The sequence below is a fragment of the Streptomyces sp. NPDC048637 genome (assembly GCF_040650675.1).
Taxonomy (GTDB): domain Bacteria; phylum Actinomycetota; class Actinomycetes; order Streptomycetales; family Streptomycetaceae; genus Streptomyces.
The window spans coordinates 78,374-91,620 of sequence record NZ_JBEZHQ010000037.1 but is presented as its reverse complement, the minus strand read 5'-3'; the positions used below and the strand labels follow the sequence as shown (position 1 = coordinate 91,620).

The 13,247-nt window shown below is 72.7% G+C and carries 13 protein-coding genes; 4 read left to right on the top strand and 9 right to left on the bottom strand.

Annotation, left to right across the window (positions count from 1 at the left end; all coding sequences use genetic code 11):
* Positions 1–132 precede the first annotated feature (132 nt).
* The 4 genes from mshC to AB0C46_RS32615 all read right to left on the bottom strand — a co-directional run bounded on the left by mshC (position 133) and on the right by AB0C46_RS32615 (position 3,790).
* Entirely contained in the window at positions 133–1,362 is a 1,230-nt protein-coding gene (gene mshC / locus AB0C46_RS32630; RefSeq protein ID WP_362832274.1) for a cysteine--1-D-myo-inosityl 2-amino-2-deoxy-alpha-D-glucopyranoside ligase, read from the bottom strand.
* 128 nt (positions 1,363–1,490) lie between these two features.
* Entirely contained in the window at positions 1,491–2,375 is an 885-nt protein-coding gene (locus AB0C46_RS32625) for an SCO1664 family protein (RefSeq protein ID WP_362832278.1), read from the bottom strand.
* A 5-nt stretch (positions 2,376–2,380) separates the two neighbouring features.
* Complete coding sequence (locus AB0C46_RS32620) at positions 2,381–2,971, bottom strand: DUF3090 domain-containing protein (protein ID WP_362832273.1); 591 nt, start codon at positions 2,969–2,971, stop codon at positions 2,381–2,383.
* A gap of 120 nt (positions 2,972–3,091) precedes the next feature.
* Positions 3,092–3,790 carry a histidine phosphatase family protein gene (locus tag AB0C46_RS32615; protein WP_362832272.1) on the bottom strand — a complete coding sequence of 233 codons (699 nt, stop codon included), beginning with the start codon at positions 3,788–3,790 and terminating at the stop codon, positions 3,092–3,094.
* A 90-nt stretch (positions 3,791–3,880) separates the two neighbouring features.
* Between AB0C46_RS32615 and corA the strand changes: the two genes are divergently transcribed.
* Positions 3,881–4,867 carry a magnesium/cobalt transporter CorA gene (gene corA / locus AB0C46_RS32610; RefSeq protein ID WP_362832271.1) on the top strand — a complete coding sequence of 329 codons (987 nt, stop codon included), beginning with the start codon at positions 3,881–3,883 and terminating at the stop codon, positions 4,865–4,867.
* 30 nt (positions 4,868–4,897) lie between these two features.
* Here the strand turns inward: corA and AB0C46_RS32605 are convergent, their stop codons facing one another.
* Positions 4,898–5,686 carry a ferritin-like domain-containing protein gene (locus AB0C46_RS32605; protein ID WP_362832270.1) on the bottom strand — a complete coding sequence of 263 codons (789 nt, stop codon included), beginning with the start codon at positions 5,684–5,686 and terminating at the stop codon, positions 4,898–4,900.
* A gap of 270 nt (positions 5,687–5,956) precedes the next feature.
* Positions 5,957–7,012: an LLM class F420-dependent oxidoreductase gene (locus AB0C46_RS32600; RefSeq protein WP_362832269.1), complete on the bottom strand. Its 1,056-nt coding sequence runs from the start codon at positions 7,010–7,012 to the stop codon at positions 5,957–5,959.
* 127 nt (positions 7,013–7,139) lie between these two features.
* Here AB0C46_RS32600 and AB0C46_RS32595 point away from each other — a divergent pair, with 127 nt between their 5' ends.
* Both AB0C46_RS32595 and AB0C46_RS32590 read left to right on the top strand, forming a co-directional pair.
* Positions 7,140–8,123, top strand: coding sequence for an aldo/keto reductase (locus AB0C46_RS32595; protein ID WP_362832268.1), 984 nt, complete (start codon positions 7,140–7,142; stop codon positions 8,121–8,123).
* Positions 8,120–10,933, top strand: a complete 2,814-nt coding sequence (locus AB0C46_RS32590) for a helix-hairpin-helix domain-containing protein (protein ID WP_362832267.1) — start codon at positions 8,120–8,122, stop codon at positions 10,931–10,933. Before AB0C46_RS32595 ends, AB0C46_RS32590 begins: the two co-directional genes overlap by 4 nt.
* A 144-nt stretch (positions 10,934–11,077) precedes the next feature.
* Here AB0C46_RS32590 and AB0C46_RS32585 read toward each other — a convergent pair whose 3' ends face one another.
* A complete protein-coding gene (locus AB0C46_RS32585) occupies positions 11,078–11,752 on the bottom strand; it encodes a hypothetical protein (RefSeq protein WP_362832265.1) in 675 nt (224 codons plus the stop codon).
* A 47-nt stretch (positions 11,753–11,799) separates the two neighbouring features.
* Between AB0C46_RS32585 and AB0C46_RS32580 the strand changes: the two genes are divergently transcribed.
* Positions 11,800–11,988 carry a DUF5703 family protein gene (locus tag AB0C46_RS32580; protein WP_006607658.1) on the top strand — a complete coding sequence of 63 codons (189 nt, stop codon included), beginning with the start codon at positions 11,800–11,802 and terminating at the stop codon, positions 11,986–11,988.
* An 86-nt stretch (positions 11,989–12,074) separates the two neighbouring features.
* Here AB0C46_RS32580 and AB0C46_RS32575 read toward each other — a convergent pair whose 3' ends face one another.
* Together AB0C46_RS32575 and AB0C46_RS32570 are read right to left on the bottom strand one after the other, a co-directional pair.
* On the bottom strand, positions 12,075–12,824 hold the full coding sequence (locus tag AB0C46_RS32575; RefSeq protein WP_362832264.1) for a chaplin: 750 nt from the start codon (positions 12,822–12,824) through the stop codon (positions 12,075–12,077).
* Between the two features lie 171 nt (positions 12,825–12,995).
* The gene (locus AB0C46_RS32570; RefSeq protein ID WP_362832263.1) at positions 12,996–13,229 is read right to left on the bottom strand and encodes a chaplin; all 234 of its coding nucleotides are present in this window, start codon (positions 13,227–13,229) and stop codon (positions 12,996–12,998) included.
* Positions 13,230–13,247: the final 18 nt, after the last annotated feature.

Genomic DNA, 13,247 nt, shown 5'->3' with positions numbered 1-13,247 from the left:
CACCGGCCGAGGGGCCGGTGCGGCGCCCCTGGCGTGCCTCCCTGTGGAGCATGAAGTCCCGGAACCCACAAGGAGAAGGGGCGCTTCCGCCGGCCGGCGGAAGCGCCCCTGAAGGACGGAGCTGACGGGTCGTTACAGGGCTACACCGAGCAGCGCGTCGACCGCGCGGGAGACGAGGCCGGGGGCGCCCTCGTCGGTGCCGCCCCCGTCCTGCTGCGCGGCGGCCCAGCGGTCCACGGCCGCGAGGGCGGCCGGGGAGTCCAGGTCGTCGGCGAGCGCCGTACGGATCTCCGCCAGGAGGGCGTCGGCGGACGGGCCGTCAGGACGGGAGACCGCGGCACGCCAGCGCGCCAGCCGCTCCTCGGCCTCCGCCAGCACCGCGTCGGTCCACTCCCAGTCGGCACGGTAGTGGTGCGCGAGCAGCGCCAGCCGGATCGCCGCCGGGTCGGTGCCGTCGCGCCGCACCGTGGAGACGAAGACGAGGTTGCCCTTGGACTTGGACATCTTCTGGCCGTTCAGGGCCACCATCCCGGCGTGCACATACGCCTTGGCGAACGGGTGCTCGCCGGTGAGCGCCTGGGCGTGCGAGGCGCCCATCTCGTGGTGCGGGAAGGCGAGGTCGGAGCCGCCGCCCTGGACGTCGAAGCCCATGCCGAGGTGTTCCAGGGCGATGGCGACACACTCGATGTGCCAGCCGGGCCGGCCGCGGCCCAGCGAGCCGCCGTCCCAGCTCGGCTCGCCCTCCCGGGCGGCCATCCACAGCATCGGGTCGAGCGGGTTCTTCTTGCCCTCGCGCTCCGGGTCACCGCCGCGTTCGGCGGACAGCAGCCGCATCGCCTCGGCGTCCAGCCCGGAGACCTCGCCGAAGTGCGGGTCGGACTCGACGGAGAAGTAGATGTCACCGTCCAGCTCGTAGGCGGCGCCGGCGTCGCGCAGCCGCTCCACCAGCGGGACGATGGCGGGTATCGACTCGACGGCGCCTATGTAGTGGCGGGGCGGCAGCATCCGCAGGGCCGTCATGTCCTCACGGAACAGGGCGGTCTCGCGCTCGGCGAGCGCCGTCCAGTCGTCGCCGGTGGCCACGGCCCGCTCCAGCAGCGGATCGTCGACATCGGTGACGTTCTGCACGTAGTGCACCTGGTGCTTCGTGTCGAGCCACACGCGCTGAACCAGGTCGAACGCGTTGTAGGTCGCCGCGTGCCCCATGTGGGTGGCGTCGTACGGCGTGATGCCGCAAACGTAGATACGGGCGACGGGACCGGGGTCGAGGGTTACCCGTCCGCCGGTCGCGGTGTCGTGGATCTCCAGGTCGCGGCCCTGGCCAGGCAGGGCGGGGACCTCAGAAGCGGGCCATGCATGCATGCCTTGAGCGTAACCGGACGGATGTTCCGCATACGAACCGGACCGGAGGTCTGACCGGAAAGACGCTCTTGTGTTCGACGGACAGACGTGCAAGAGGGCACCGTCAATACGGCACGGACTCCCGGCGGTCAGACGGGCGGCCAGGGGATCGCGGGCCATTCGCCGCTCGGCTCCGGGTGCCGGCCGCTGCGCAGCAGCCCCGCCACCCGCGCCCGCAACGCCTCGATCTCGGCGTCCGTGAGGAGTTCGGCCAGTCGGGCGGCGAGCGGCCGGCCGCCCTCCAGCGCCTGCTGCAGACCCCGCAGGGCCGCCAGCGCCTCGTCGGTCAGCGGCTCCCCCGCCCACCCCCACAGCAGCGTGCGCAGCTTGTCCTCGGCGTGGAACGTCACCCCGTGATCGATGGCGAAGAACTCTCCATCGGCGCCGGGCAGCAGATGGCCGCCCTTGCGGTCACCGTTGTTGATCACCGCGTCGAGCACCGCGAGCCGCCGCAGCCGCGGATGGTCGGCGTGCACCAGCAGCGCGGTGCGGCCCTCGCCGATCTGGGCGAGGCCGACCGCCTTCCAGCCGGGTCCCGGCTCGTCGTCCTCCACCAGTGCCAGCAGCTCGGGCACCTCGTCGCTGCTCTCCGGCGGATCGATCCACTCCTGGACCATGCCGGTGCCGTACGGGCCCTCCCGCAGCACCGTCGGGGGGATCAGGTCCCAGCCGCAGGCCCGGGAGATCTCGTACGCGGCGACCTCACGCTGGGCGAGCGTGCCGTCGGGGAAGTCCCACAGCGGGCGCTCACCGGCGACGGGCTTGTAGACACAGGCGGCGCTGCGGCCGTCGTGGGCGACCGCGCAGTAGAGCACCGCGTTGGACGCCTCCTGGATCCGGCCGCGGACGGTCAGCTCCCCTTCGGCGAGCAGGGCGTCCGACGGGTCACCGGCGGGCTCCGGCGCGGCGGCCGGCGGGTCCTGCGGCTGCGCGGGACCGGGTAGCGGCGCGGCGGGCTCCGCGGCGGACTCCATGGCGCTCAGGCGTCCCGCCGGTATCCGTTCTGGCGCGGGCATACGTGTCCCTCCGGGTCGAGCGGCAGGCTGCACAGCGGGCACGGCGGGCGGCCGGCGTTGACGACCTCCAGCGCCCGCTTGGCGAACGCCCTGGCCATGGTTCCGGTGAGGCGCACCCGCAGCATCGGCGGGCCGTTCTCGTCGTCCTGGAGCAGCCGCTCCTCGGCGTCGGCGAGGTCCTCTTCGCTGTCCGCGTCCAGCTCGACCAGGGCCTGCGCCTCGACGATCATCCGCTCGTCCTCGCCGTCCCAGGCGAGCGCCATCGTGCCGACCCGGAACTCCTCCTCGACCGGCGATTCCAGCGGTGCGGTGTCGGTCAGCTCGGTGGGCGAGACGGCGGGCACCGGGGCGTTGCCGCCACTGCGCCGTACGACCTCGTCCAGCAGCTCGTCGATCCGCTCGGCGAGGGCTGCGACCTGAGTCTTCTCCAGGGCGACGCTGGTGGTGCGGCCGGCCGCGGTGGCCTGGAGGTAGAAGCTACGGCGGCCAGGCAGCCCGACCGTACCGGCCACAAAGCGGTCCGGCGCGTCGTAGAAGAACACCTGACGGGACAACGTCCTGCTCCGATTGCTCGACTGCGGGGGCTCTGCGGTCGCTGCACGTCCTGCGGTCACTGCGCGGATCGCAGGGGCGTGGCGGGCAGCGCCGTCGCACCACCCTACTGCGCCGACTGATCACGCTGCTCCCGCACCACCGCCGACTGCCGCGTCCCGATCGGCCGCCGCGGCGCCGCCGTCCTCCCGGGGCGCGAGCGATCCGAAGTCCCCGGTGTCCCCGAGCCGGACGAGGTAGGGGCGCAGCCGGGTGTAGCGGATCGCGGTGACCGAACAGGGCTCGACGGAAATCCGCTGAAAGAGGTCGAGGTGCATGCCCAGGGCGTCGGCTACCAGGGACTTGATGATGTCGCCGTGCGAGCACATGGCGTAGGTGGCCTCGGGGCCGTGTGCCTCCTCGATCCGGGCGTTCCAGTCGCGTACCGCGTCCACCGCGCGGGCCTGCATCGCGCGCATCGACTCCCCGCCGGGGAAGGCGGCCGCGGACGGGTGCCGCTGGACGATCTCCATCAGCGGCTCGTCGCCCAGTTCGGCGAGTTTCCGGCCCGACCACTCGCCGTAATCGCATTCGCTGATCCGGTCCTCGATGTGCAGGGTGAGCCACGGCCGGGCGTCCAGCAGCGGCGCCACGGTCTCCCGGCAGCGCTGGAGCGGGCTGGAGACGACGGCGGTCAGCGGCACCTGCGCCAGCCGTGCGGGCAGCGCGGCGGACTGGGCGGCGCCGCGCTCGTCGAGAGCGACTCCGGGCGCCCGCCCGGCGAGCACCCCGGCGGTATTGGCGGTGGAGCGGCCGTGCCGCACCAGGATCAGCGTGGGCATGACCGCCACCCTACGTGCCCCGTACGCCTTCCTGGCAGGTGGCCGGGCGCCTTCCTGGCAGGTCGCCGGGCGACGCGCGAGAATGCCGGTGTGATCGTCGACAGCGCCATCTACCGGGAAGGCCGTCGCACCGAGTGCACGACCGACTTCTCGCACGCCCTGGAGGAGGCGCGGGCCGAGGGACACTCCTTCCTGTGGCTGGGGATGTACGAACCGACGGAGGAGGAGTTCGCCCGCGTCCGGTCCGAATTCGCGCTGCACCCGCTGGCCGTCGAAGACGCGCTCAAGGCACATCAGCGGCCCAAGCTGGAGGTCTTCGACGACTCGCTGTTCATGGTGCTGAAACCGGTCACCTACGACGACCGGGCCGACACGGTGACCGCCTCGGAGCTGATGGTCTTCGTGGGCGACGCGTTCGTCGTCACCGTCCGGCACGGTGAGGCCAGCCCGCTGGCGGCGGTGCGGCACCGGCTGGAGGAGCACCCGGAGATCCTGCGGCACGGTCCGGGGGCGGTGCTCTACGCGGTCAGTGACGCGGTGGTGGACCACTACATCGAGGTGGCCGCCGAACTCCAGTTGGATCTGGAGGAGTTGGAGGCGGAGGTTTTCGCTCCGGTGCGCGGCCGGGACACCAGGAACACCGCCGCCGAGATCTATGCATTCAAGCGCGAGGTGCTCGAATTCCGCCGGGCGACCGGCCCGTTGGCGGAGCCGATGGCCCGTCTGCAGAACCCCGGGGTGCCGTTCGTGCACGCACACGCCCGGCCGTTCTTCCGCGATGTCGACGACCATCTCACCCGCGCCAACGAGTCGGTGGAGGGCCTGGACCGGCTGTTGTCGGACATTCTCTCCGCCCACCTCGCGCAGATGGGCGTGCGGCAGAACGACGACATGCGCAAGATCTCGGCCTGGGCGGCGCTGGCGGCCGTCCCCACCCTGATCGCCGGTATCTACGGCATGAACTTCGACAACATGCCGGAGCTGAAGTGGGACCTGGGATATCCGGTGATCCTCGTGGTGATGGTCATCATCGAGGTGTCGCTGTACCGGCTGTTCAAGCGCCGCGGCTGGCTCTGACGCCGAGGTCCCGCGGGCCGTCCGGTCCGCTCAGGCGAACTCCGGCGCGGAGGTCGCCGGTCCGCCCAGCGCATTCCGCCGCTCGGGCATCCGGAGGCTGACCAGCCGCCGCCAGCCGGCCAGCCGCTCATAGCCGTACACCGCCCGGATCCCGGCGGCGAGCGCGAGGGATTTCACCGTCGGCCACGTCAGGATGCGGCCCATATGGTCCATCACCGCCAGGCTGACGTCCCGGTAGACGACGATCTCGGCACGGGCGCACTCCCGCAGGATCCGCTGGATGGTGCGGCCGTGCCCGGCGCGGGCCAGCCGCAGCAGCTCCTCGTGGCAGTACGCGAGGTGGTTGTCCTCGTCGTGGGAGATCATCCGGACCGCCTTGCCCAGCTCGGGGTGGTCGCCGAAGTGCTTGGTGAGCAACAGCATCTGGCCGGAGGCGCGCTCCTCGGTGACCCGGCTGTGGCAGAGGTAGGTGATGATGTCGAGTTCGGTGAGCGGCTCGTCGCGGCGCAGCTTGTCGTGCGTCAGGCCGATGCCCCGCCGCTCCAGCAGCGCGGTGTAGTCGGTCTCCACCGGTACCTCGGTCGGCGTCAGTCCGCGCTTGCGCAGCAGGGCCTGGAAGATCCGGCCGTGTTTGTCCTCGTCGGCGCCGTGCCGGGTGACCTTGGGCGCCAGCTCACGCATGGACGCGGGCAGCAGCGCGGCGATCCGGCCGTTCTCCCAGCCGCCCTGGGCCTCCCCGCTCGCCGCGATGGAGCAGAACAGGCGGAAGGAATCGTCGTTGCCGACGATCTCCTGGAACAGACTTCGGGCCGAGAGCATCTATGCCACCTCCGAACGGACACACCCGTAAAGGAAAAGTCAATTGGGGTGTTCCATGGGCGGCAACCGGAGCGGCGGTCCGTTCGGCCGTTCGGGGGAAGCGGGTCCCCGCTGCGGGCGTAACCAGCGTGCCCGTGGCCGCGTTGTGCTGCCTGACGGCCGTGGTGGGGAAGACCCCCGAGCCCCCACCACGGCCGCGGAGCCCGGCCGGCCCGGCGCTCCGGGCGCCGGGCCGGGTGCGGGCCGACGGGAGCGGCCCCCGGTGGGGCGCTACGCCAGACCGGCGTGCTCCAGGGCCTCGGTACCGGCCCGCAGCGACGCCAGCCGGTCCTCCAGGGAGAAGCCCGCCGGGGCCAGCGTCAGCGTGGTCACACCGGCCGCCGCGTAGGCCTGCATCCGCTCGGCGATCCGCTCAACGGAGCCGAGCAGTGTGGTCTGGTCGATCAGCCGCTCCGGGATCGCGGCGGCGGCGCCTTCCTTGTCGCCGGACAGGTACTTGTCCTGGATCTCGGCGGCTTCCTTCCCGTAACCCATGCGCTGTGCGAGCTGGTTGTAGAAGTTCTGCTTGGGGCTGCCCATACCGCCGACATAGAGCGCGGTGTACGGACGGAACATGTCCGCCAGCGCGCTGACGTCCTTGTCCGCGCCGACGGCCAGCGGCAGCGTCGGACAGATGTCGAAGCCGTCCAGCGTCTTGCCCGCCTTCTCGCGGCCGGCCCGGAGGTGCGAGACCCCGGTCTCCTCCAGATGCTCGGCCGAGGGGAAGATCAGCAGCGCGCCGTCGGCGATCTCACCGGTCTGCTGGAGGTTCTTGGGGCCGATCGCGGCGATATAGAGCGGGATGTGCTCGCGCTGCGGGTGCACCGTGAGCTTCAGCGGCTTGCCCGGACCGCCCGGCAGCGGCAGCGTCCAGTGCTCGCCCTCGTAGGACAGCCGCTCGCGCGTCATGGCCTTGCGGACGATGTCCACGTACTCGCGGGTGCGCGCCAGCGGCTTGTCGAACTTGACGCCGTACCAGCCCTCGGACACCTGCGGCCCCGAGACGCCGAGCCCCAGCCGGAACCGGCCCCCGGAGAGGGAGTCCAGGGTCGCGGCCGTCATCGCGGTCATCGCGGGCGCGCGCGCCGGGATCTGGAAGATCGCCGAGCCGATGTCGATCCGCTCGGTCTGGGCCGCGACCCAGGAGAGCACGGTGGCGGCGTCGGAGCCGTAGGCCTCCGCGGCCCAGCAGACGGAGTAACCGAGGCGGTCGGCCTCCTGCGCCACCGCGAGATTGTCGGAGTCCATCCCGGCGCCCCAGTAGCCGAGGTTGATGCCAAGCCTCATGCCGCTCCCCTTACCCATCAGTAACGTCGCTGTTCCGGGGACTGTAGCCCCCAGCCGCGCCGACTGTCATCGGCGGGTTGTCCACAGGTCCCCTGACGGCGGCGCTCGCCCAGTAATCTCAAGGCCCATGGAGCAAAGGCACCTCGGCCGTACGGGCCTTCGCGTGACCCGCCTCGGGCTCGGCACCCTGAACTGGGCCCGTGACACGGACGAGCAGGAAGCCGCCGACCAGCTCAAGGCGTTCTGGGAGGCCGGCGGCAGCCTCGTGGACACCGCCGACATCTACGCCGACGGCGGCGCCGAATACCTCCTGGGCCGGCTGACGGAAGAGCTCGTTCCGCGCGAGGATCTGGTGATCGCCACCAAGGCCGGCAGCGTCCTGGAGGCGGACCGCCGGGTCGACGGCTCCCGGCGCCATCTCCTCGCCGCCCTGGACGCCTCCCTGGAGCGGCTGGGCACCGACTACGTCGACCTGTGGCAGCTGCACGCCTTCGATCCGCACACGCCGCTGGAGGAGACGCTGCAGGCCCTCGACCTCGCCGTCGCCAGCGGCCGGGCGCGCTATGTGGGGCTGTCGAACTTCTCCGGCTGGCAGCTCGCCAAGGCCGGCACCTGGCAGCTCGCGGCGCCCGGTGCACGCAACCGGCTCGCGAGCACACAGATGGAGTACTCCCTCCTGCAGCGCGGCATCGAGCGGGAGGTGCTGCCCGCGGCGCTCGATCTCGGTATCGGCCTGCTGCCGTCGTCGCCGCTCGGCCGCGGAGTGCTGACCGGCAAGTACCGCCATGCGACACCGGCCGACTCCCGTGGCGCCTCGGAGCATCTGGCGGCGTTCGTCGCGCCCTATCTCGACGAGACGGCGAGCCGGGTCGTCGAAGCGGTCACCACCGCCGCCGACGGACTGGCCGTCACCCCGCTCCAGGTCGCGCTCTCCTGGGTCCGCGACCGCCCCGGCGTGACCGCGCCGATTCTGGGCGCCCGCACAGCGCAGCAGCTCAGAGCCGCATTGTCAGTGGAGACCCTTAGTCTTCCTGACGAGATCCGACGGGCGCTGGACGATGTTTCGGCGCCGGTGCACCACTACCCCGATCACGACTGGAGCACGCTGTGAGTACCGACCGCCTCGCCGGCGAAACCCCGCCCGGGCAGGAGGCCGCACCCGGCACCGCGGAGGCCCAGACGCCCGATGACGCGGCGTCACCGGGAGGCGCAGCAGCGCCCGGCGATGACGCGACGGTGAGCGAGGGGGCGGCCGAGGCACCCGGCGCGGAGGCCGAGGCTCCGGCTTCCGGTGCGGAGTCCGGCGCTCCCGGTGCTGACACCGGCGCTCCCGCTTCCGGCTCGGAGCCTTCCCGCTCGGAGCCCGGCACGCAGCCTTCCGGCTCCGAGTCCGGCGCTCCGGCATTCGGCTCGGAGCCCAGCCCTGCCGCCGCCGGCTCGGAGACCGAGGCTGCGGCCCCCGGGGCGGACACCGAGACTGCGGCCCCCGGCGCGGACACCGAGACTGCGGCCCCCGGGGCGGAGACCGAGGCCCCGGCCCCCGGTGCCGGTGCTGAGGCCCAGGTGCCAGGCTCCGATACGGACGCCAAGACTCCGGGCGCCGATGCGGCGAAGGAGAGCCCGGCGTCCGGAGCGGCCAAGGCGACCGCGGACGCGCTGGCGGCGGCGGTGCGGGCCGTGGAGAGCGGCGAGCGCTCCGCCGCTTCGTTCTTCAACGACGCCCCCCGCCCCGCCAGGCCCGCCGCACCCGCCGCCCAGCCTGCCAAGGCCGCCCCGCAGGGCGCACCCACGGGCCCGGCCCCGGAGTCGCCCCGGCAGCGCACCGCGCAGGAGACCGGCGGTCCGGCCCGTCCGGGCGTCGCGGACGGGGGCGCGACAGGCCCTGCCGCCGCACCGGCAACCACCGGCCCCGCCCCCGCTCCCCGGCCCGCCGTGCCCGTCACGCCCGGGATCGAGGGCGTACGGCAGGTCCTCGCGGCCGGTGGTGCTCCCGAGACGCTGGCCGAGCAGGCCGCGGAGGTGCTGGGTGAGCGGGCCGCGGAGGCCCTGAGTGAGGACCCGTGGCTGCTGCTCGGGGTGCCCGGGGTACGCCCCGAGCAGGCCGACGGCTTTGCACGGGCGCTGCTCGGCGCCGCCTGCGGGCCGGGCGACGAGCGGCGCGCTCAGGCACTGGTCGGCTGGCTGCTGGAACAGGCCGCGCTCGCGGGCCACTCCGCCCTGGAGGCCGCCGCCCTGCGCGCGGCCCTCGACCAGCGCTCGGTGCCCGACCCCGGTGACGCCCTGCAATCCGCCATCGCGGACGGTGCGGTGCTGGTCTTCCAGGACGCGATCGACGAGCCGGGCCGGGCGCGTCCGGCGACGGGCGACGACGAGGAGGAAGAGCAGCCGGTCCGGCTCCTGCTCGGCCTGGACCGGTTCGCGATGGCCGAGGAGAGCGTGGCCGACGGTCTGGCACGGCTGCTCAACACCTTCGAAGCGGTGGCGGAGCCGGTGCAGGACACGGCATCGGCCGAGACCGGCGACGCCCCGGCCGAGGCGGAGCCGGCGGCCGGCGACGGGGCCGCGGCGGCGGACGGGCCTGCGGCCGCGGAGAGCGCCGCCGCCACGGCCCCCGCCACCGACGCCCACACCGACACCCACACCGACGACGACACGGCTCCCCGGCCCGTCCGTCCCTCCGCCGCCGCCTGGGAGGCCGCGGCGGCCGCCGCTCCGTCGCCGTCGGCCGCGGAGCTCATCCGCGCCGCCGCGCACAGCGGACTGGTGACCCACACCGGCGCGGAGGCGGCCCGCGCCGAGCCGGCCGCACTGATCGCCGCGGCCCGCTCGCTGGGGCTGCGGGCCTTCGGCGCCACACACACCGAGAACGGCCGCCGTCGGCTGGCCGCACACCTCACCGAGAGCGCGCCCGACACCACGGCCACCGGCTCCGCGGACCCCGCCACGGCAGCGCTGACCGTCTCCGGCCTGCTGTCCGGCCGGCAGGGCCCCGGACGGGACGCGGACGGCGCCCTCGCGCTCGATCTGCTGGTCATGCTGGACGCCCCGCAGCTGGATCTGGAGACCGCCGCGCTGCTCGTCGAGTCGCTGACCGACGGGACCCGGCTGGTGCTCAGCGGCGATCCCGGCGTGCTGTGGTCCGCCGGTCCCGGCCGGCTGTTCGCCGATCTGCTCGCGGCCCGTTTCTGTCCGCAGGTCGCCTCGCGTACCCCGGACTTCGGCCCGATCGGCGAGCTGGTGTCGGGCATCGGCATCGGCGAGCTGAGCCAGGTCGAGGCGCCCGGCAAGGAGGTGGTGATCGTCCCGGTGCGGGATGCCGGCGAGGCGGTGCACCGCACCGTCCAGCTGGTCGCCGACTCCGTGCCCCGGGCGCTCGGTGTCCCCGCAGACCACACGCAGGTCATCACGGTCGGCCACGGCGGCGCGGCCGGCACCCGCGCGCTCAACGCCGCCCTCAAGGAACGGCTCAATCCCGGTCCCGGCCGGTTCGGCGGCTTCGACCCCGGCGACCGCGTGGCCTACACCCCGGCGCCCGGCCGCACGGCGCCCGGCACGGTCACCGGCGCGGACGCGGCCGGGCTGCACCTCGACTGCGACGGCTCCGCGGTCGTGGTGCCCCGCGAACAGGTCGGCGCCGGAGCCGTGCGTCACGGCTGGGCACTCACCGCCCATCAGGCGGCCGGAACACGCTGGCCCGCCGCGGTGGTCGTGCTGCCCGGGGACGCCACCGGCGGGCTGACCCGCGCCTGGGTCTACACCGCCTTCAGCCGCGGCGAGCGGCATCTGTCGGTCGTCCAGGGCGCCGACCAGGCGCTGGCCCGCGCCGTCACCGAGGTGCCCGTGAAGGAGCGCACCACCCGGCTGCGCAGCCTGCTGCAGCAGAGCGTGCAGACCACCGAGGAGCCGCCGGCGGCCGGCTGAGCCCCCGGCCCGGCTCCCTCCGCGCGGCCCCCGTATATGCCGCTGCCCCCCGGCCCGTCGCAGATTCTGCTGACGGACCGGGGGCAGCGGCATATACGGGCCAGGAGGCAGCGCCGGTGCGCACAGGGCACCCCGGCGCCGCCCTCACCGTTCGTGGTCGAGCGACTCCATCAGGTCGTCCTCGCCCAGTTCCTCGTCGAAGACCGCACTGACGTCGAAGCGGCACACCACCCGCTGGGGATCCGCCTGGTCGAACGGAGCGGACAGCCACTCCCCCGGCTCGGCCGGCTCGTCGGCGGCCGCCACCCACAGCGTGGAATCGCCCTCCTCCAGGCCGAACTCCTTGTGCCGGGAGGCGATCTCGTCCGGTTCGAACTCCCCGAAGAGCACACCGAGTGCCGCATGCACGCTGGTGCCGACGACCGCGGCGGCATCGGCGCCCTTGCCCGCCGCCTCGTCGGCGGCGTCCGGATCAAGATCGGCGATGCGCTGTGCCTGATGCAGCAGTCGCTGCGGTGCGGCGACGGTGTAGTCGCGCCGGATCAGCACGCTCAGCGCACTCGGCTCTTCCGGGCCCGCGTAAGCGGGCAGCGCCTCGTTTCCGGGGATCTCGAAGGGGGTGACCTCGTCGTAGGTGTCGTAGAGCAGCTCGTCATAGACCTCAGCCGCCGCGGCGAGCTCGTCGAACGCGGCGTACACGGCCGGATCATCCTGCCCCGAGCGGCGTTCGACCGCGTCGAGGTGACGGTCCAGCGCGGCTTTGACCGCCTCGGCGGCGGCACGTACCTCGGCAGCGGAAGGCTGCGCAGCATCAGACATAGTGCAGACGCTATCCGTACCGGGGCCGGTCCCGCACAATAGATGCGATGCCGGAATACGAATTCTGCGATGTGTATGTGCCCCGGGGAGTCTCCCGGAAGGCCGCCACCCGCCTGCTGACCGACCATGCCGAGTACGGACACTGGGAGTTGGACCGACTGCGTCTGAACCCCGACGGCAGCCGTAAGGTGCGGCTGCGCCGCCGGATCATCCGCCAGCTCCGCGCCACCTGGTGAGCGCCACCGGGGTCTGAGCACAGCAGAGCGGGCCCCGTCGGGACGGGGCCCGCTCGCTGATCTACCGGTGGGCTATCTGCTGCTGGTCACCGGCGGGCGGCGCGCGCCTTGCGGTAGAGCAGGGCGCCACCGAGCAGCATTCCGGCGCTGGCCGGAACCGCGTAGCCGATCGACCCCGCACCGGTCTGTGCGAGGTGCCCGGCGGGCTTGGCGGGCGTCACCTGCTGGCTGTGCCCCCCGGTCTGCGGCTTCGTACCCGGCTTGTGCGGGGTCTGCTGGCTCGGGTTGCCCGGCTGGTGGGGCTTGCCGGGGTGATGCGGCTTGCTCGGGTGGTGCGGCTTGCTCGGCTCGTGCGGCTTACCCGGGTGGTGCGGCCTGGCCGGGGTCGCCGACGACCCGTTGGCGCAGTTGTTGCCAAAGGCGGGGTTGAGCAGTCCGCCTCCCGAGACATGGTTGCCGCAGGCGTTCACCGGTACGTCGACCGGAGCCTGGACATTGTTGCCCGACACGACACCGGGCGAGTTCGAGGTGCTGCCGGCGGCGCCGGCGCCCGTGTGCCCGCCCTGGTGGTGACCACCGTGGTGCCTGCCACCGACATCATTGGCGCAGTTGTTGCCGAACGAGGGGTTCAGCAGCCCGACGACATTGACGGTGTTACCGCAGGCGTTCACCGGTACATGGACCGGTACCTGAACGTTGTTGCCGGATCCCACGCCCGGCGAATGCGCCGCGCCTCCGGCGGCTCCCGCGTCGGCGTGTGCATAGCCGGCGGCCATGGCGAGTACGCCACTGGCGGCGGCCGCGGTGATCAGGCCCTTTCGTGCGACCTGTCTCATAGGTTGTTCCCCTGCCTAGTGCCTTACAGGAATACGGACGAGTGGCGGTCTTCGAAAAGATCCACCCGCCCGCCGAAATACCCAGCGGCTCCGATTGCGTGGCACGCCTCCGGAGCCGAGCCGGGTCAGACCCTTACGGGTGTAAATACAACGCCAAAGGACGTCAGAAGGTCACTTGTTGACGCAGCCGGCACCGAAGGTGGGGTTCAGCAGCCCGATCACGGAGATCGTGTTGCCGCAAGCGTTCACCGGGACCTGGACCGGCACCTGAACGGTGTTGCCGGACACCACGCCCGGGGAGTTCAGGGCCGCACCCTGGGCACCCGAGTCGGCAACGGCCAGGCCCGCACCGGCGAGTACGACACCACCAGCGACTGCCGCAGCAGCGACGACCTTCTTGATCATTATTCCTCCTTGTAGCCA

Bases quoted from the DNA above. Each gene is read 5' to 3' on its own strand.
- AB0C46_RS32600 (WP_362832269.1), bottom strand. From the start codon at position 7,012: ATGAGGCTTGGCATCAACCTCGGCTACTGGGGCGCCGGGATGGACTCC.
- AB0C46_RS32570 (WP_362832263.1), bottom strand. From the start codon at position 13,229: ATGATCAAGAAGGTCGTCGCTGCTGCGGCAGTCGCTGGTGGTGTCGTA.
- mshC (WP_362832274.1), bottom strand. From the start codon at position 1,362: ATGCATGCATGGCCCGCTTCTGAGGTCCCCGCCCTGCCTGGCCAGGGC.
- AB0C46_RS32615 (WP_362832272.1), bottom strand. From the start codon at position 3,790: ATGCCCACGCTGATCCTGGTGCGGCACGGCCGCTCCACCGCCAATACC.
- AB0C46_RS32595 (WP_362832268.1), top strand. From the start codon at position 7,140: ATGGAGCAAAGGCACCTCGGCCGTACGGGCCTTCGCGTGACCCGCCTC.
- AB0C46_RS32605 (WP_362832270.1), bottom strand. From the start codon at position 5,686: ATGCTCTCGGCCCGAAGTCTGTTCCAGGAGATCGTCGGCAACGACGAT.
- AB0C46_RS32575 (WP_362832264.1), bottom strand. From the start codon at position 12,824: ATGAGACAGGTCGCACGAAAGGGCCTGATCACCGCGGCCGCCGCCAGT.
- AB0C46_RS32580 (WP_006607658.1), top strand. From the start codon at position 11,800: ATGCCGGAATACGAATTCTGCGATGTGTATGTGCCCCGGGGAGTCTCC.
- AB0C46_RS32625 (WP_362832278.1), bottom strand. From the start codon at position 2,375: ATGGAGTCCGCCGCGGAGCCCGCCGCGCCGCTACCCGGTCCCGCGCAG.
- AB0C46_RS32585 (WP_362832265.1), bottom strand. From the start codon at position 11,752: ATGTCTGATGCTGCGCAGCCTTCCGCTGCCGAGGTACGTGCCGCCGCC.